Annotated in this window: 21 protein-coding genes; 4 read left to right on the top strand and 17 right to left on the bottom strand. The window is 41.0% G+C overall.

Annotation, left to right across the window (positions count from 1 at the left end):
- Positions 1–75 precede the first annotated feature (75 nt).
- Positions 76–471 carry a type II toxin-antitoxin system VapC family toxin gene (locus tag Q0212_RS05450; RefSeq protein WP_297923351.1) on the top strand — a complete coding sequence of 132 codons (396 nt, stop codon included), beginning with the start codon at positions 76–78 and terminating at the stop codon, positions 469–471.
- Between the two features lie 40 nt (positions 472–511).
- Here Q0212_RS05450 and sat read toward each other — a convergent pair whose 3' ends face one another.
- Positions 512–1726 carry a sulfate adenylyltransferase gene (sat, locus tag Q0212_RS05445; protein ID WP_297923349.1) on the bottom strand — a complete coding sequence of 405 codons (1215 nt, stop codon included), beginning with the start codon at positions 1724–1726 and terminating at the stop codon, positions 512–514.
- 136 nt (positions 1727–1862) lie between these two features.
- Here sat and rlmM point away from each other — a divergent pair, with 136 nt between their 5' ends.
- Positions 1863–2912, top strand: a complete 1050-nt coding sequence (rlmM, locus tag Q0212_RS05440) for a 23S rRNA (cytidine(2498)-2'-O)-methyltransferase RlmM (RefSeq protein ID WP_297923346.1) — start codon at positions 1863–1865, stop codon at positions 2910–2912.
- A gap of 31 nt (positions 2913–2943) precedes the next feature.
- On the opposite strand, the gene Q0212_RS05435 is transcribed toward rlmM, so the two are convergent.
- Positions 2944–3702, bottom strand: coding sequence for a Nif3-like dinuclear metal center hexameric protein (locus Q0212_RS05435; protein WP_297923343.1), 759 nt, complete (start codon positions 3700–3702; stop codon positions 2944–2946).
- A gap of 115 nt (positions 3703–3817) precedes the next feature.
- Here Q0212_RS05435 and Q0212_RS05430 point away from each other — a divergent pair, with 115 nt between their 5' ends.
- Positions 3818–4987 carry a trypsin-like peptidase domain-containing protein gene (locus tag Q0212_RS05430; protein ID WP_297923340.1) on the top strand — a complete coding sequence of 390 codons (1170 nt, stop codon included), beginning with the start codon at positions 3818–3820 and terminating at the stop codon, positions 4985–4987.
- Between the two features lie 63 nt (positions 4988–5050).
- On the opposite strand, the gene hisC is transcribed toward Q0212_RS05430, so the two are convergent.
- The 14 genes from hisC to birA all read right to left on the bottom strand — a co-directional run bounded on the left by hisC (position 5051) and on the right by birA (position 15643).
- Positions 5051–6112: a histidinol-phosphate transaminase gene (gene hisC, locus Q0212_RS05425; RefSeq protein ID WP_297923338.1), complete on the bottom strand. Its 1062-nt coding sequence runs from the start codon at positions 6110–6112 to the stop codon at positions 5051–5053.
- 144 nt (positions 6113–6256) lie between these two features.
- Positions 6257–6496, bottom strand: coding sequence for a hypothetical protein (locus tag Q0212_RS05420; protein ID WP_297923336.1), 240 nt, complete (start codon positions 6494–6496; stop codon positions 6257–6259).
- Positions 6497–6500: 4 nt separating this feature from the next.
- On the bottom strand, positions 6501–7799 hold the full coding sequence (gene hisD / locus Q0212_RS05415; protein ID WP_297923357.1) for a histidinol dehydrogenase: 1299 nt from the start codon (positions 7797–7799) through the stop codon (positions 6501–6503).
- Positions 7800–7811: 12 nt separating this feature from the next.
- Positions 7812–8450 (bottom strand): ATP phosphoribosyltransferase, encoded by a 639-nt coding sequence (gene hisG, locus Q0212_RS05410; protein ID WP_297923333.1) that lies wholly within the window; start codon positions 8448–8450, stop codon positions 7812–7814.
- An 18-nt stretch (positions 8451–8468) separates the two neighbouring features.
- Complete coding sequence (gene murA / locus Q0212_RS05405; RefSeq protein WP_297923330.1) at positions 8469–9731, bottom strand: UDP-N-acetylglucosamine 1-carboxyvinyltransferase; 1263 nt, start codon at positions 9729–9731, stop codon at positions 8469–8471.
- Between the two features lie 15 nt (positions 9732–9746).
- Positions 9747–9998: a BolA family protein gene (locus Q0212_RS05400; RefSeq protein ID WP_297923328.1), complete on the bottom strand. Its 252-nt coding sequence runs from the start codon at positions 9996–9998 to the stop codon at positions 9747–9749.
- Positions 9999–10006: 8 nt separating this feature from the next.
- Positions 10007–10315: an STAS domain-containing protein gene (locus tag Q0212_RS05395; RefSeq protein WP_297923325.1), complete on the bottom strand. Its 309-nt coding sequence runs from the start codon at positions 10313–10315 to the stop codon at positions 10007–10009.
- Between the two features lie 109 nt (positions 10316–10424).
- Complete coding sequence (locus Q0212_RS05390) at positions 10425–11054, bottom strand: phospholipid-binding protein MlaC (RefSeq protein ID WP_297923322.1); 630 nt, start codon at positions 11052–11054, stop codon at positions 10425–10427.
- Between the two features lie 14 nt (positions 11055–11068).
- Positions 11069–11590 (bottom strand): outer membrane lipid asymmetry maintenance protein MlaD, encoded by a 522-nt coding sequence (gene mlaD / locus Q0212_RS05385; protein ID WP_297923320.1) that lies wholly within the window; start codon positions 11588–11590, stop codon positions 11069–11071.
- The gene (mlaE, locus tag Q0212_RS05380; protein ID WP_297923354.1) at positions 11590–12363 is read right to left on the bottom strand and encodes a lipid asymmetry maintenance ABC transporter permease subunit MlaE; all 774 of its coding nucleotides are present in this window, start codon (positions 12361–12363) and stop codon (positions 11590–11592) included. Before mlaE ends, mlaD begins: the two co-directional genes overlap by 1 nt.
- Before the next feature lie 8 nt (positions 12364–12371).
- Positions 12372–13181, bottom strand: a complete 810-nt coding sequence (locus Q0212_RS05375) for an ATP-binding cassette domain-containing protein (RefSeq protein ID WP_297923317.1) — start codon at positions 13179–13181, stop codon at positions 12372–12374.
- A 16-nt stretch (positions 13182–13197) separates the two neighbouring features.
- Entirely contained in the window at positions 13198–13881 is a 684-nt protein-coding gene (locus Q0212_RS05370) for an SPOR domain-containing protein (RefSeq protein WP_297923314.1), read from the bottom strand.
- 51 nt (positions 13882–13932) lie between these two features.
- Positions 13933–14682 (bottom strand): type III pantothenate kinase, encoded by a 750-nt coding sequence (locus Q0212_RS05365; protein ID WP_297923312.1) that lies wholly within the window; start codon positions 14680–14682, stop codon positions 13933–13935.
- 1 nt (position 14683) lies between these two features.
- Entirely contained in the window at positions 14684–15643 is a 960-nt protein-coding gene (gene birA, locus Q0212_RS05360; RefSeq protein WP_297923309.1) for a bifunctional biotin--[acetyl-CoA-carboxylase] ligase/biotin operon repressor BirA, read from the bottom strand.
- A gap of 84 nt (positions 15644–15727) precedes the next feature.
- Here birA and metK point away from each other — a divergent pair, with 84 nt between their 5' ends.
- Complete coding sequence (metK, locus tag Q0212_RS05355) at positions 15728–16918, top strand: methionine adenosyltransferase (RefSeq protein WP_297923306.1); 1191 nt, start codon at positions 15728–15730, stop codon at positions 16916–16918.
- Positions 16919–16949: 31 nt separating this feature from the next.
- On the opposite strand, the gene Q0212_RS05350 is transcribed toward metK, so the two are convergent.
- On the bottom strand, positions 16950–18427 hold a 1478-nt coding region (locus Q0212_RS05350), incomplete at its 5' end, for an ATP-binding protein (RefSeq protein WP_297923303.1).

The following is an 18427-nucleotide window of genomic DNA, read 5'->3' as shown; positions in this document are numbered from 1 at the left end:
TCTTGATGAATTTGAGCCTGAGTTTTTGTTAGAAAGAGAAACTCAAACCGAACAACTGCGAGAGGATTTGCAGTTTTGATTTATCTTTTAGATACTAACATTTGCATTTATATTATCAATAACAAACCATTACACGTCTTTCAGCGTTTTCAAAAATACCAATTAAATGAAATTGCCATTTCTAGTATTAGTGCGGCTGAATTAGCTTTTGGTGTGCAAAAATCAGGTTCTTTACGCAATCGTCAAGCTTTAGAGAAATTTTTAGCTCCACTGGATATTTTGCCGTTTAATGAAGAGTGTATTTGGCAATATGCTCAATTACGCACACAACTCCAACAACAAGGTAAACCTATTGGTAGTTTGGATATGTTAATTGCTGCACATGCTTTATCCATAAATGCCACCTTAGTCACCAATAATACTCAAGAGTTTGAAAGAATTCAGGGGCTTAATTTAGAAAATTGGATATAAAAAAAAGGCGGAAATTTCCGCCTTTTTTATTAATCACCGCTTATTTAGCGGAATGACCTTTTAACTCAACTTTGGCGCGGTCTTCTTTAGCAATGCCAGCATAGTATTTACGCAACACTTCTAATACTTCAGGACGGCTAAAGTTTTCTGGCACTTCTTCATCTTCCGATAAAGCCTTACGCAACTTAGTACCTGATACTTTCACATGGTTATGCTCTTCATGTGGACAGGTTTTGGTAGAAGCCATACCGCCACAAGCATTACACCAGAAAGTCCAGTCAATTTTTAATGGTTGAGTAATCAACGCATCTTTTTGTAACTCATCAAAAATATGTTGAGCATCAAATGGACCATAATAATCGCCCACACCTGCGTGGTCACGACCGACGATTAAGTGTGAACAACCATAATTTTGACGGAATAAAGCGTGTAATAAGGCTTCACGTGGGCCTGCATAACGCATATCTAAAGGATAACCCGATTGAACAACAGTGTCTTTCTTGAAGTATTTGTCAATTAATACACCAATCGCTTCTTGACGAACATCGGCAGGAATATCACCTGGTTTGAGTGCGCCTAATAAAGAGTGAATTAATACGCCATCACAAATCTCAACCGCAATTTTGGCTAAGTATTCATGAGAACGGTGCATAGGGTTACGTGTTTGGAAAGCGGCAATGGTTTTCCAACCTTTTTCTTCAAACAACTTACGTGTTTCGGCTGGTGTCATGTAAATGCCAGCATATTTGGTTGGGAACTCGCCTTGGGACAAGACTTTAACGGCACCACCTAAGTTTACATCACCTTGTTCCATGACCATTTTAACACCAGGATGGGCTGGGTCTGTGGTACGGAAAACTTCTTGGCATTCTAAGCTCTTGTCAATGCTGTATTTTTCGCTAACAGTCATTGTACCCATCACTTCGCCAGTTTCACTATCAACGAGGGCAACATCTTCACCCAGTGTAATCGTATCGGCAACATCTGCGCTGGTGGATAAAGTAATAGGAATTGGCCAAAACAAACCGTTGCTTAAGGTCATGTTGGTACAAACACTTTGCCAATCGTCTTTACCCATAAAGCCAGTCAATGGGGTAAAACCACCAATACCGAGCATAATTAAGTCACCGCTTTCGCGAGAGCTAATTAAGACTTTTTTTAAGCCTTGTGCGCGAGCTTGTTCAGCAGCTAATGCCTCGCCTTCTAATAACAAAGGTAGGAGAACATCGCTACCGTGTGGTTTTACTAATGACATAAAAATTCCTCTAAAACTTGCAGAGCAATAAAAAGGCGGTAATTATACGCGTTTTTAGTGATAACTTAACTGATAATCACTTATTAGTTAAACCAATAAGTGATTTCAACAATTCTGAATATGGACTAAAGCCACAATGACCAATGCTTATTTAATCTATTGTCGTGCAGGTTTTGAAAAAGAAGCGACAGCCGAATTACAATATTTTGCCACACAATATGATTGGCAAGGCTATGTAAAAAGCAAAGCCGACAGTGCTTTTGTCTTGTTTTGTGGCCAAGATTTACCCACAACAGGCAAACAAGCGCCACAATGGCGTGATTTAGTTTTTGCTCGGCAATTATTATTTTTAAAACACAGTGAACCCTTAAAACTGAATGCAGAAGATCGTATTAGCCCATTAATTGAGGCATGTGATGGTCAATTTTATCAAGATGTGGTGTTTGAAGGCGCAGATACCAATGATGGTAAAAGCTTAGCGGGCTTTTTTAAGTCCTTTGCACCTGCGTTTACCTCGGTATTAAAAAAACGTACTTTATTACGCAAAAAAGCCGAACAACGTCTGCATTTGTTTTTTTTAGACTCAACCACCGTTTATATTGGCTATAGCCAAATGAATAATAGTTCGCCTTGGCCAATGGGCGTACCACGTTTACGTTTTCCTAAAGACGCCCCCAGCCGCTCTACACTCAAACTTGAAGAAGCCTTTCATTATTATTTAGATGAACAAACGCAACAAGAATGGCTGCGCGAAGGCATGACTGGCGTTGACTTAGGCGCAGCACCCGGTGGTTGGACATGGCAGTTAGTTGATCGTAGTTTACAAGTCACCGCTATTGATAATGGGCCGATGGATAAAGCTTTAATCCAATCTGGACAAGTAGAACACTTAAAAGTGGATGGCTTTAAATATCGTCCCGAACGGCCTGTCACTTGGTTGGTGTGCGATATGATCGAAAGCCCTGCTCGTGTTGCCCAAACCATTGCCAGTTGGATTGCCGATGGTGATGCTCAAAAAGCAATTTTTAATTTAAAACTGCCGATGAAAAAACGTTTTGAAGAACTATTGCACTGCCAAGATTTAATGGATGGCATTTTATCTGCCAAAAACGTCAATTACCGTTTAGCGTTTAAACAACTTTATCATGACAGAGAAGAAGTGACTGGCTATTTGTATCGTTGTTAAGATTTACAGGCGCAAATTTTGCGCCTGTTCCTCAAACAGGATTTTCCACTTCCACAAAAATATGCTCAATGCCTAATTTAGCCGCCAAAAACTCACCTACGGCCTGCACCCCATAACGCTCGGTGGCATGATGGCCTGCGGCAAAATAATGAATACCCATTTCACGAGCAATATGCACTGTTGGCTCGGAAATTTCACCACTGATATAGGCATCACAACCCATTAACACCGCTTGCTCAATAAAACCTTGTGCTGCACCCGTACAAAAGGCAATACGTCTTAAACGCTGTGCTTGCCCTGCAATATGTATTGGCGCCTGACCTAATACCTGTTGGCAACGATGGCTTAATTCATCCACACTTAAAGCTTGTTCTAAGACTGCAATATTACCCACTTGTTTAGGATTATCAGGATATAACGCTTCAGCCATATTTAAACCCAACTTTTGGGCTAACTGTGCATTATTACCTAACTCAGCATGAGCATCTAAAGGCAAATGATAGGCCAACAACGAAATATCATGTTTTAACAAAGCTTGTAGGCGATTTTTTTTCATGCCGACCACACAAGGGTGTTCATTTTTCCAAAAGAAGCCATGATGAACTAAGATTGCATCTGCTTGTAAGTCAATGGCTTTATCAATTAACGCTTGGCAAGCTGTCACACCTGTTACTAAGCGTTTAACTTCTGCCCGTCCTTCAACCTGCAAACCATTAGGACAATAGTCACTAAAAAGATGTGGTTTTAGAGTTGTTTGTAACAATTGCATAATCTCTGTTAAAGAAGCCATTTTTTTTCTCTTGAGCTATTCTAAAATGACTCCAATTATAGGCTTATTTATTCCCAACATAAGTGTTTTATGTTGAAGTACCCTCCCTCATTATCGTTGTGCATAGGATATGATTATGTCTAAACCCTATTTCCGTCTCATTGCGCTCAGTAGTTTAATTGCTTTGACGGCTTGTCAACCTAAAGACAAAGCAGAATCTTCAACGCCCACCCAAGTTACATTAAGCCAAGAACGTCCGTTAACCATTCAAGGCAATGCTAGTGGTGTGTCATCCTATGCGCCAACAGTCAAAGCGACTGCACCTGCGGTAGTGAATATTTTTACGACTGCAATTGTTAAACATAACAGCCATCCATTAATGAATGATCCGATGTTTCGACGCTTTTTTGAGTTTCATGGCATGAATCAAAATGAATCTGAACCCCGTTCAGGTTTAGGTTCGGGTGTGATCGTTTCTAAAGATGGTTATATTCTGACCAACAACCATGTTGTTGGCAAAGCCAACGAAATTGTTGTCGCGTTACATGATGGTCGCAAAGCCAAAGCCAAAGTCATTGGCACAGACCCCGACAGCGATTTGGCGGTGATTAAAATTGATTTAAAAGACTTACCCACTATTCCTTTTAAAACCTCTGCCAATGAAGTTGGTGATGTGGTGTTAGCGATTGGTAATCCTTTTGGTGTTGGCCAAACGGTCACTCAAGGGATTATTTCTGCCTTAGGCCGTAATGGTTTAGGTATTAATACTTTTGAAGATTTTATTCAAACCGATGCTGCGATTAACCCTGGTAATTCGGGTGGTGCATTAGTCGATGTGGCAGGTAATTTAGTTGGGATTAATACGGCTATTTACTCTCGCTCTGGTGGCTCAATGGGGATTGGTTTTGCCATTCCTTCTCAACTCGCACAATCGGTGATGATGGAAATTATTAGTCATGGTCAAGTGGTGCGTGGTTGGTTAGGTGTTGAAATCAAACAAGATAATGCTGGATTTAATGAAGATGGCTCAATCAATAATAAAGCCAGTGAGGGCGTAGAAATTGGTGGCATTGTCCGTGGTGGCCCTGCGGATGAAGGAGGCATACGGCCTAATGATATGATTTTAAGTATCAACAACCAAAAAGTAAGTTCTGCCAATCAACTCATGAATACTATTGCCAAAATTAAACCTGATAGCAAAATTAATGTGGTAGTCAAACGCGGCAACCAAGAGGTTGAATTAGGCGTGACGGTTGGCAAACGTCCTAAAATGGAACAAAATCAAGAGAATGATGAGCAAGAGTAATTATTTATTGCCTAAAAGTTAGGATGTAATGTGGGTTTCGTTTATCAACCCACATTACCTTTGTTAACTTAATATTTTCTTCAACACTTTCACCAAAGCATGATTGTCTTCTTCTTTACCAATGGTAATTCGGAGGAATTGTTCAATTCTTGGTTGTTTAAAATGACGGACAATGATCGCCTGTTCACGCAATGCTAAAGCTAATTGTGCGGCATCTTGCTGTGGATGACGAGCAAAGACAAAATTAGCGGCAGAGGGCAACACTTCAAAGCCCAATTGCTCTAACTGTGTGGTTAACCATGTGCGACTATTTATAATTGCTTGGCAAGTTTGCTGAAAATAGGCTTTATCTTCAAAAGCAGCTACTCCACCCGCAATCGCCACTTTATCCATTGGATAAGAGTTAAAGCTATTTTTAACTCGCTCCAAAGCTTCTATCAAATGCGCTTGGCCAACCGCTAAACCCACTCGTAAACCTGCTAAAGAGCGCGATTTTGATAAGGTTTGCACCACTAATAATTGTGGATATTGATTAACTAAACTAATCGCCGTTTGACCACCAAAATCAATATACGCTTCATCAATAATTATCACCCGATGAGGGTTAGCTTGTAACACTTGCTCAATCGCTGCTAAAGGTAACAAACAGCCTGTTGGTGCATTGGGATTAGGAAAAATAATACCGCCATTTGGCTGTTGATAATCTTCTACGGCTATGTGAAACTGTTCATTAAGTGGGACGGTTTGGTAATCCACTTCATATAAACCTGCATACACCTTATAGAAACTATAAGAAATATCAGGAAATAAAATCGGCTGATCTTGTTTAAAAAAAGCCATAAACGCGTGCGCCAACACTTCGTCTGAGCCATTACCCACAAACACTTGTTGACGTTCTACGCCATAATAATCGGCAATAGCTTGTTTTAAGGCAGAGGCATCAGGATCGGGATATAAACGTAAGCCCTCACCTACTGCTTGTTGCATGGCTTGCAACGCTAATGGCGAAGGTGGATAGGGATTTTCGTTAGTATTTAATTTAATTAAGTTAGCGACTTTAGGTTGTTCACCAGGAATATACGGCACTAAAGTCTTAACTAAAGGACTCCAATAAGCTTGGCTCATAATGGTACTCAAGAATTTTGATACAGTCAGATAATCAGGTAAGTAACAGGGATCTCAGATTAAGCATGATTTCCTATATTTCGCTATACTGCATACAGGCTACAAACTTCCCTCCCCTAATTTAGGAGAGGGAGCAAAAACCAATTACAAGGTAAATGCTTGCCACTGTTGGCTGTGACTATGAAAATAAGCAAGACTAGTCGGTTCAACATCGACTAGCTTAAGCCAAACATCTTGGCCTTTCTCGCCTGAACCTGTACTCATTAACAAGGCATCGTCGGTAATTTCCATAATCCAACCCTGCAACACACGACCATCTTTGCTTTTCAAACGTTGCTGATTGCCTGATTCGGCAAATTGGACAAATTTATCGGCTAAGTCCATCTGCTTATTCCTCAGCAAGAATACGATATTCTGCCGAACGTGCGTGAGCGGTTAAACTTTCACCACGCGCCAATACTGAAGCCACTTCGGCTAAATGACTTGCTCCTTGTGCCGAGCAATAAATCAAACTAGAACGCTTTTGAAAGTCATAAACGCCTAAAGGGGAAGAAAAACGCGCTGTACCTGACGTTGGCAAAACGTGGTTTGGTCCTGCACAATAATCGCCTAAGGCTTCAGGCGTATAACGCCCCATAAAAATTGCCCCTGCATGACGAATATGCGGCAATAAGGCTTCTGGATTTTCGACAGATAATTCTAAATGTTCAGGCGCAATACGGTTAATGACTGCTAATGCTTCTTGTTGATTTTGCACATGAATTAATGCACCACGCCCCGTTAACGAAGCACGAGCAATCACTGCACGTTCTAAAGTAGGCAACAATTTATCAATAGATTGTTGTACCGCGTCTAAATACGCTGCATCTTCACTGATTAAAATGGCTTGTGCTTCTTCGTCGTGTTCAGCTTGAGAAAATAAATCCATGGCAATCCAATCAGGATTGGTTTTGCCATCACAATAAATTAAAATCTCGGAAGGGCCTGCAATCATATCAATGCCGACTTGGCCAAACACTAAACGTTTAGCGGTTGCGACATAACTATTACCTGGTCCAACAATTTTATCAACCTTGGGAATGGTTGCTGTGCCATAGGCTAAAGCGGCCACTGCTTGTGCGCCACCAATGGTAAATACTTTATCAACACCGGCTAAATAAGCCGCTGCTAATACCAAATTATTGACTTCGCCGCGTGGTGTTGGCACACACATAATCACTTCAGGTACACCTGCCACTTTGGCAGGAATGGCATTCATTAACACCGATGAAGGATAACTGGCTTTACCACCCGGTACATAAATACCCACGCGATCTAATGGCGTAATTTGTTGGCCGAGCATCGTGCCATCAACTTCTTGATATTGCCATGAATCTTGTTTTTGTTTGCCATGATAATAACGAATACGTTCGGCCGCACTGGCCAACGCATTACGTTGTTGCTCATTGAGGTTGTGATAAGCCGTAGACAATTGCTCTGCCGACAAACTCAAGCCAGCCATTGTCTCAGCCGTCACTTGATCAAAACGACGGGTATAATCTAAAACAGCGGTGTCACCTTGTTGTTTAACACGGCTAATAATATCTAACACCGTTTGTTGTAACTGATGATCGTTAACGCTTTCCCACGCTAATAGCTGATTTAATTCCTGCTCAAACTCTGGAGCAGTTGTGCTTAAACGACGAATGGATGCCATAAATTACACCTTATTTTCGGCGACTGCCTGCGTGAGTTGTTGCAATAAAGGCTGAATTAAATCGGATTTACGTTTAAAACTCGCTTTATTAACAATCAATCGTGAAGAAATATAGGAAATGAGTTCCAATGGCTCTAAACCATTTTCTTTTAGGGTTTTGCCCGTATCAACCACATCAACAATACGGTCAGCTAAGCCCATTAAGGGTGCTAATTCCATAGAACCATAGAGCTTAATGACTTCAACTTGTTCGCCTTTTTGCGCATAGTATTGTTTAGTCAAATTGACAAACTTAGTAGCAATACGCAAACGACCATTGACAGGTGGAGCATCTACTTTGCCTGCGACCATCAATTTACACTTGGCAATATCTAAATCTAGCGGCTCATATACCCCACTTGCACCATGCTCCATCAGCACATCTTTACCTGCCACACCTAAGTCGGCTGCGCCATTTTCAACATAAGTTGGCACATCTGTCGCACGAATAATAATAATATTCACTTGTGGATGAGTGGTCGGAAAAATCAATTTACGACTTTTTTCGGGGTCTTCCAACATTTCAATACCTGCCACTTTTAACAGTGGCAAAGTATCTTTTAAAATACGTCCTTTAGATAAAGCAATAGTTAACTGCGACATTCAAATGATTCTCTTGGTTTACGCTTTCACTCTGCGTATATTAGCACCTAATAACGATAACTTCTCTTCTACACGCTCATAACCACGGTCAATATGATAAATACGGTCAATCAAGGTATCACCTTCGGCGGCTACTGCTGCTAAGACTAAGGACATGGACGCGCGTAAATCGGTAGCCATGACAGGCGCACCTTCTAATTTTGCGACACCGCGCACTACAGCCGTATGACCATCAACCTCAATATTAGCCCCCATACGATTTAACTCAGGGACGTGCATAAAGCGGTTTTCAAAAATGGTTTCGTTAATCGTACCTGTGCCTTCGGCAATGACGTTAATAGCCATAAACTGAGCTTGCATATCGGTTGGAAAGGCTGGGTGTGGTGCGGTACGAAAGTTAACAGCACGTGGCCGTTTGCCCTGCATATCCACTTCAATCCAGTCTGTGCCTGTGGTTACAGAAGCGCCCATTTCAAGGAACTTTAACAACACAGCATCCAATAAAGCAGGATCAGTATGCGTGGCACGAATACGACCACCTGTCATCACCGCAGCGGCTAAGTATGAACCAGTTTCAATACGGTCTGGACAAACAGAATATTCACACCCTTGTAATTCATCAACACCATGCACAATAATGCGATCTGTACCTGCACCTTCAATTTTTGCGCCCATTTTGATGAGCATATTAGCCAAATCAACGACTTCTGGCTCACGTGCGGCATTTTCAATAATGGTTGTGCCTTCGGCTAAGGTTGCCGCCATAATTGCGTTTTCAGTACCACCCACCGTCACCATATCAAAGAAGATACGACCACCACGCAAACGACCATCAACTTTGGCATGAACATAACCTTTTTCGACGGTTACTGTTGCGCCTAGAGCTTCTAATGCCTTGAGATGCTGATCAACAGGACGCGAACCAATAGCACAGCCACCTGGTAAAGAGACATAGGCTTCTTTAAAGCGCGTTACCAAAGAACCCAAAACAAAAATCGAGGCACGCATGGTTTTTACTAACTCATACGGAGCAACTGGCTTGTCCAAGGTATTGGCATTAATCAACACTTTACCATCAGCCTGACGTTCGATGGTCATACCCATGTTTTGCAAAATGCGAATCATGGTTTTAATGTCGTGCAAATCGGGCACGTTATCTAAGCTAACAGGTGTCGAGGCCAAAATTGTTCCTGCCAACAATGGCAAAGCGGAATTTTTTGCGCCCGAAATACGCACATCACCTTCTAAGCGGTTACCGCCACTAATTAATAATTTATCCATTTGCTATTCTTCTTATTAACCAAATAATTTTGCTTTACGCCATTCTTCTGGCGTTAAGGTACGCATGGTAACGGCATGAATTGCACCACTGGCAATATGCTCATTTAATGGGGCATAAACACGTTGCTGTTTGGCAACGGGTCGTAAATTAGCAAATTCTTCGCTGACAATCGTCACATTATATTTACTGCCTTCACCAGACACTTCAATGGCTTCAGCTTGGGGAAAGGCGGCGACTAATAAGGCTTTAACAGCTTCGGGATTCATATAAATTCCTAATTTTGTTCAGGAAGAGCTTGGGTTAAACCGCTGACTTTGATTAAAGCACGGAGTTTTTCGGGCATATTGACCATTAACAAGTGCTGTCCTGCTTGATTGGCAGCACGTGTCCATGACACTAAAATAGCGACCACAATACTATGACTGGTCTGCAATAATTGCATGTCTATAGTAATCTGTTTGGGCGCGCTTTTTAATAATTTTAAGCCGTCATTGCAAATTTTTTCTGCATTATCAAAATGCACAACGCCTCCAAAATGGAGGCGCGCATCTTGTAAACGTAATTGAGCGTCAGTATTGGTCATCTCATACTCAACATAATATAGCTAATACCAGTCAATTTATGTGACTTCGACTCCGCTCAGTCAACAAAAAAGCTGCCTGAGCGGAGTCGAAGGCGCGATTTTACTTTGATTATTTTTTCGCTTCACCAGCGGAAGGCACAAAGTTAGCAATCGCTTTGTCTAAATTACCACGATTTGCTTCTACTGTTGAAGCAAACTGGTTACGGAAAGTTAAACCTAAATTAATGCCATTTAATAATACATTACGCACTTTCCATTGACCTTTAGCATCTAATACTAATTGGTAAGTTACTGGAATAGTGGTACTGCTATTCGTTTGAATATCCATGTCAACTTGTGCTTTTTTGGGGTCATCACCCGCTACAAAAGGTTTAACGGTAAACTTTTGGTTTTCGTAAGCCCCTAAGCCATTAGCGTAGGTTTTAATTAAGCTTTTTTTGAAAATATCGGTAAAATCAGCACGTTGTTTATCGCTCGCTTGACGATAAAATTGCCCCATCACCCCTTTGGCAAACCCATTAAAATCAACATACGGTTCAATATTTTCTTGAACAATTTTTAACAATAATTGTGGGTCTTTTTGATAAGCCGCTTTTTCTTTGGTTAAACGAGTCGTCAAATCGGTAGAGATTCTTTGCACAAAATCTTTTGGGTTTTCTGCCGCCAAACTCAGTTGTGCAAACAACATCATGCTCATCATAGTGAATAGTGCAAAAGCACGTTTTACAATAATTGACATATTTAAAATCCTCATTAAAACTCATCCTGAGTCGTTGCAGGTGCAGCCGAAGGTGTTTCTGCTTTAGCCGACCCCTTGTCTTCCGTGGCTTTGTTAAATAAAAACTTGCCTATTAAATCTTCTAACACTAATGAGGATTGTGTCTGTTCGATTTCGTCACCGTTCTTTATAAATGTGTCATCAGCACCAGGCACAATACCAATATATTTTTCGCCTAATAAGCCTGCGGTTAAAATACTGGCAACAGAATCGGTACTAATTTCATTCACATCATTATAAATTTCGAGAGTCACTTTGGCATTTAAACGTTTTTTATCTAACTCAATGGCTGACACACGACCAATAGCAACACCAGACATGGTGACTTTGGCACGGACGGTTAAACCACCAATATTCTGAAAATGCGCATAAACTTTGTAACTTGGCTGATTTAACTCAGAACTTAAGCCACTCACTTTAAGAGCCAAGAAAAATAACGCGGCAACACTAATGACAATAAATGCCCCAACCGCTAGTTCTAGGGAGCGAGTACGCATTAAAAACCTCCAAACATAACGGCGGTTAAAATAAAATCTAAGCCTAACACCGCTAAAGAGCCATATACGACGGTACGTGTCGTTGCAACAGAAATACCTTCTGATGTAGGTACACAATCATAACCTTGAAATAAGGCAATCCACGTCACGGTAATACCAAAAACGACACTTTTGATAATACCATTGAGGACATCATCATAAAATTCAACAGAATTTTGCATATTCGACCAAAATGAACCTGCATAAATTCCTAACCAATCAACACCCACCAACATACCACCAATCACACCAACGGCTGAAAAGATGATAGCTAACAAAGGCATACTAATAAAGCCAGCCCAAAAGCGTGGTGCAATAATACGGCGTAAAGGATCAACACCAATCATTTCCATGCTGGCCAGTTGTTCGGTGGCTTTCATTAGACCAATTTCTGCGGTTAATGCTGAGCCTGCTCGCCCTGCAAATAATAAAGCGGTGACTACAGGCCCTAATTCACGCACTAAAGTTAAAGCTACCATTGTGCCTAAAGCTTGTTCGCTACCATAGGTAACAAGGATGTTATAACCCTGCAACCCCAACACTAAACCGATGAATAAACCTGATACCAAAATAATCGGTAAGGACATCACCCCAACGGCATATAATTGACGTACTAATAATAAAAATGAACGTTTGGGCTGCGGTACGGCAACAAGGGCTTGCCATAAAAACACCCCTGCTGCACCAATAGCTTGTAATCGATTTAAGGTGGAAGCACCAAGTTGTCGAATCATTTCGACCATCAGTCTGATACTCCTAATTCTTGGCTATAACTTGCGGCTGGATAATGAAAACGGACTGGCCCATCAGGACTACCATTTAAAAACTGTTGCACAAAGGGGGAGTCTGAGTTTTTTAACTCTTCAGGAGTACCCTGACCAATAATGCCTTTGTTAGCAATAATATAAATATAATCAGCAATATGTAAGGTTTCTGGTACATCGTGTGACACGATAATGGTCGTTAACCCTAGAGCTTCACGCAAGGTACGAATTAAGGTTACTAATACACCTTTAACCATCGGGTCTTGGCCTGCAAATGGTTCATCATACATGATTAAATCGGGGTCTAAAGCAATAGCTCGCGCTAAAGCGGCACGACGCTGCATACCACCTGATAATTCGTTTGGCATTAAATCGATTGCACCACGTAAGCCAACTGCTTCGAGCTTCATTAAGACAATTTCACGAATTAAATTTTCAGGCAGATGGGTATGGGCACGTAATGGAAAGGCGACATTTTCATAAACCGATAAATCAGAAAATAATGCGCCACTTTGAAACAACATACCCATTTTAGCACGTGCCATAAATAGCTCTTTACGGCTCATATCGGGTACGTTTTGACCGTCAACTAAGACTTGCCCTTCGTCAGGATGCAGTTGACCACCAATAAAACGTAAGGTCGTGGTTTTACCACACCCAGATGGACCCATAATCGCCGTAACTTTACCACGCGCCACATCTAAACTGATGTTTTCAAAGATTGCTCTATCGCCACGTTTAAAACTTAAATTACGAATAGAAACTAAAGGTGATGAGTCTACAGACATTACGTCCTCATTAAAATTAATTACAAGCCGTTTTTTCTTTGTGCAACTGTGGGCTACCTGCTAAAAGTCGATCAATTTGTGTTTTGCCTGCGCTATAAACATTGCTAACAATCAACCATTGCTCTTGTCGTGTTGCTAAAGTGGTTTTGCTGTCGGCTCGATATCCTAAAGCAGCCACTTGTGCTTTAATGCTTTCAGCTTGATCAAAGTCGCCTACTGTACCTAAGGAAATACCATTTGCCAGTGATGATTCTGTAATCACTGAGGCATCTATACCCTGTTTTTGTAACTCTTTAACAATAGACTCTGCTTTTTCAGTCGTAGAAACAGGTGGAATATACAATAAATATTTTGCGCCTCCCGTACTGGACGAAGTCATGGCAACATCAAAACCACCCTTTTCAAAAATACTACGCACTTGACGCGCCATGTCTGGGTCTAATAAAGGCCCAATACGATAACAAGCAGCTGTATCCTGTAATTTGATTTTGCTGTGGCCTTCTTCTTCAACAACACCAGATGCCTCAACCTCTGCGCCACCTTGCGTTAAATCGGGGCGTTCTGCCAATAACTGTATCGCTTTGCCTTCTGGTTGATCGACAATCACGACACTGTTTTGACCACGATTTTGCTGCTCAAAAAATTGCCAAGCTAAAAAAACGGCGTTTAAGACTACCAACAGCCCAAAGACTAAAGGCATATCCATTCCTCTTATAATACGGCTTATGATTAAAATAGAGCACGATTTGCTTTATCTTAATGACGAATGGCCAAAATAACGTTGCATACCCAATAGTAATAACTCGGGGATAATATCATGCGATGTTGACAAATGCTGAGCTATTTTTTCGGCATTTCCCCCAGTCAACACTAAATCTACAGTTTGTTGTAATTCTTGTTCTATTTGCTGGTGTGCTTTTTCGATAGCAGCGACACAGGACAACAATATACCATGATATACCGCTTCACTTGTACTTTTTCCCCAGTTAAGTGTGGGAAATTCTATTTCATCTGGACGGACTCCCTGTGTTCCTTGAACCAAGGATGATAATTGTAAGTTCATATTTGGTAAGATAAAACCGCCTAAATGCTGATGTTTAGCGACTACATCTATCGTCAATGCTGTGCCACAACTGACGACACAAACAGGCTGTCTAGGTGCAACAGCTAATATATTAAGCCAGCGATCAATACCTAATCGCTCAGGCTGACTATAGCCACATTCAATACCTAAATGCTGTGAACCAGTTTTCGCAAATATCGGTTTTTTTTGCCACCAAGATTCACATAACCATGTTAAATATTGGTTGCTTTGACTATCTAAAACAGAGGATACACCCACAAAATCAACAGGCTGGTGAAATATTTCTGGTAATTCTTCGGCAAAAGCAGCCAAATTTTGCCGATGCCAACACGCATGACTAGCAACTACTTGTTGATCTTGGCATAACCACCATTTGATACGCGAGTTACCCATATCAATAAAACATTGTGTTGTCACATTAAACCTTTCTTATAGACACTTCACCACCACTAATCGCCTCTATGCCTGTAGCAGTTTTAATTAAAAAAGCCCCTTGCTCATCAATACCTGTTGCAGTTCCTTCTATCATTTGCGCTAACCCTAAGACTTTCACGGGCAATCCAAACAAAGCATCGTAAGATTGCCATGTTTGACGATAATATTTAAAGCCTTTAACCGCATAATCACTTAAAACTTGCACAATTTGGCTAATCACCGCAGCGGTCACTTGTTGACGGTTTAGATCAGGGCAAATTTCTCGTAAATCTGTCACTTCTTGATCTATATGTTTTTTTACCGTTTGAGGCAAGGCTAAATTTACTCCTACACCAACCACCACCTGACAACTACCACCCACTTCGGCATTCATTTCAATCAAAATACCGCCCAATTTTTTACCCTGCCAAACAATATCATTTGGCCATTTTAACTGTAAGCCCTCAACTCCACAGGTGTTTAAAGCTTGAATCACAGCTACACCAATTGCCAAACTCAATCCTTCAACAACTTGAAAGCCTTCATTAAAAACCCAACCTACCGAACCATAAAATGTGCCTGCGGCTGGTGATAACCATGTTCGACCTCGCCGCCCACGTCCTGCGGATTGCATTTCAGCTAAACAGACCACACCAGATTGTGATTTTTTTTGCAAACTTTGCGCCACAAAATCGTTGGTTGAACTAATAATTTGCTGGACTGAAAATTCTGAGATAAGACTTTGGATATTATTGGGTAAAAAAGCATAAATTTTTGCTTGATTTAACCAATCTATAGGTGTTTGTAAACGATAACCTTTACCTGTTACGGTATCAATATCTAAACCGAGTGCTTGCCAATCGGCGACTCGTTTAGAAATCGTGGTACGACTGACATTTAATTGTTCGGCTAATTCAACACCCGAATGAAACTGTCCATCGGCTAATAACTTTAATAATTCCATTCATTACCTCTTATTTGCTTGCTCAATGCTGATAAAACTTTTATCTTTGGGAACTTTTATATTTTGTTCCGCAAAGGTTTAATCATGAGCGATTATAATATTTTTACCAGTGAGTCGGTGTCTGAAGGCCATCCCGACAAAATTGCTGACCAAATTTCTGATGCCGTCTTAGATGCCATTATTGCTAAAGATAAATATGCCCGTGTTGCTTGTGAAACGATGGTCAAAACAGGCGTAGCCATTGTGTCGGGCGAGATTACCACTAGCGCATGGATTGATCTAGAAGATTTAGTACGCGGTGTGATTAACGATATTGGTTATACCTCTTCGGCTGTTGGTTATGATGGTTCAACTTGTGGCATTATTAATATTATTGGTAAACAATCTGTTGATATTGCACAAGGTGTTGATCGTTCACGCTCTGAAGACCAAGGTGCAGGTGACCAAGGTTTAATGTTTGGTTACGCCAGTAACGAAACCGATGTATTAATGCCTGCACCAATTTGTTATGCCCATCGTTTAGTAGAACGTCAAGCCGAAGTACGTAAGGGTGGTTTGTTGCCGTGGTTACGTCCAGATGCTAAGTCTCAAGTGACTTTCCGTTATGAAAATGGCAAGCCTGTTGCGGTTGATGCCGTGGTTTTATCCACTCAACACAATCCTGAAATTGCCTATGCTGACTTACAAGAAGCCGTAATGGAGTTAATCATTAAGCAAGTTTTACCTGCCGAATGGTTACACAAAGGCACAAAGTTCCATATTAATCCAACAGGCCAATTTATTATTGGCGGCCCAGTCGGTGACTGTGGTTTAACTGGTCGTAAGATTATTGTTGACTCTTATGGTGGCATGGCTCGTCATGGGGGTGGTGCTTTCTCTGGCAAAGACCCTTCTAAAGTAGATCGCTCTGCTGCTTATGCTGGTCGTTATGTTGCAAAAAATATTGTTGCTGCTGGTTTGGCTGATCGTTGTGAAATTCAAGTGTCTTACGCGATTGGCGTTGCCGAACCCACTTCTATTTCTTTAAATACCTTTGGTACAAGCAAAATCAGTGAAGACAAAATTATTGATTTAGTGCGTCGTCACTTTGATTTACGTCCTTATGCCATTACCAAAATGTTGGATTTATTACATCCAATGTATCGTCCAACGGCTGCTTATGGCCATTTTGGTCGCACACCACAAACCATGACTGTTGGTGATGATACTTTCACTACCTTTACGTGGGAAAAAACTGACAAAGCAGAAGCTTTAAAGGCTGATGCGGGGTTATAACAATATTGGGCAGCCACAAGGGCTGCCCCTACTAATGCTTTAACCAACGCTCTAATGTCGCTGCTAATTCTTTGCGTTTGAACGGCTTGGCCAATACATCATCCATACCACAAGCTAAACAAGCCGCACGTTCGTCATTTAAAACACTTGCCGTCACTGCAACAATTGGTACGCGTGGTAATCCTTGATCTTTCTCAAAACTTCTAAATAAACGGGTTGCTTCAAAACCATCCATATCTGGCATTTGGCAATCCATTAGCACTAAATCGTAATGCGAGTTACGCAATACTTCTAAAGCTTGCTCACCATTCATGACAATATCAACATCACAGCCAAAACCATGCAACATGGCTTTCATCACTTCTTGATTAGTGGCAATATCTTCTGCTAACAAAATGCGTGCTTGTTGCCAAGAACTTCGTAAGTTAGGAAATAACTTGGCATTATTTTGTTGCGCTAAAAAGCCATCTAAATCCTCTGGAGCATTAAATATCAAACTAAAAGAAAAAACACTTCCTTGCCCTAACTCACTATAAACTGAAATTTGTCCACCCATTAGCTCGACTAATTGCTTAACAATCGCTAATCCTAAACCTGTACCCCCAAAACGACGGGCATGTGAGCTATCTGCTTGAATAAAGGGTTGAAATAATAAAGGCTGTACTTCTGGCTTAATACCAATTCCCGTGTCAGCAATACGAAAATCTAAGGTATGTGCTTGCTGATGATGATTGTAAACACTGATATTGACTAAACCCTGCTCGGTAAACTTGAGAGCATTGCCGACTAAATTTAATAAAATTTGTCGCAAGCGATTAGCATCTCCATTAATAACAGCGGTTAAATTGGGGTCAATATCGGTCGTTAATACCAAACCTTTGCGATGAGCTTGATCGGATAATAGACTGACAACATCCTCAACCACTAATCGGGGATTAAAATCTAAAGTTTCTAAAACTAAACGGCCTGCTTCAATTTTGGAAAAATCCAAAATATCATTAATAATCAACAATAAAGCCTCGCCAGAGCCATGCACTGTTTCGACATAACGACGTTGGCGAGAATCTAATGCGGTACTTAATAACATTTCTGACATACCCAAAATGCCATTCATGGGCGTTCGGATTTCATGACTCATGGTCGCTAAAAATTGCGATTTTGCTTTATTGGCGGTTTCAGCAGCTTCTTTGGCAATAATTAACTCTTGAGTTCGTTGCGCAACCAAGAGTTCCAAACCTTCACGATGTTGTTTTAACTCTGCTTCGCGCTGTTCCATTTGCATCAGCATTTCATTAAAACGATCAACCAAATGACCTATTTCATCTGGCCCACTCCCCATAACACGTAAAGAGTAATTTTTGGTAGCTGATACAGCCTCTGCCATTGTGGCTAACTGCAAAATAGGTTCTGTTAAATATTTCCCCAAACGCATCCCTAAAAATGCAGCAATCAATAATGCTAAAGCCAACAAACCTGCTAAGGAAACCAAATAGGCAAATAAGGTTAACC

The sequence above is a fragment of the uncultured Agitococcus sp. genome (assembly GCF_937920075.1).
Taxonomy (GTDB): domain Bacteria; phylum Pseudomonadota; class Gammaproteobacteria; order Pseudomonadales; family Moraxellaceae; genus Agitococcus.
Note: the sequence above shows the minus strand (reverse complement) of the source record. Positions and strands in the feature narration are given on the sequence as shown.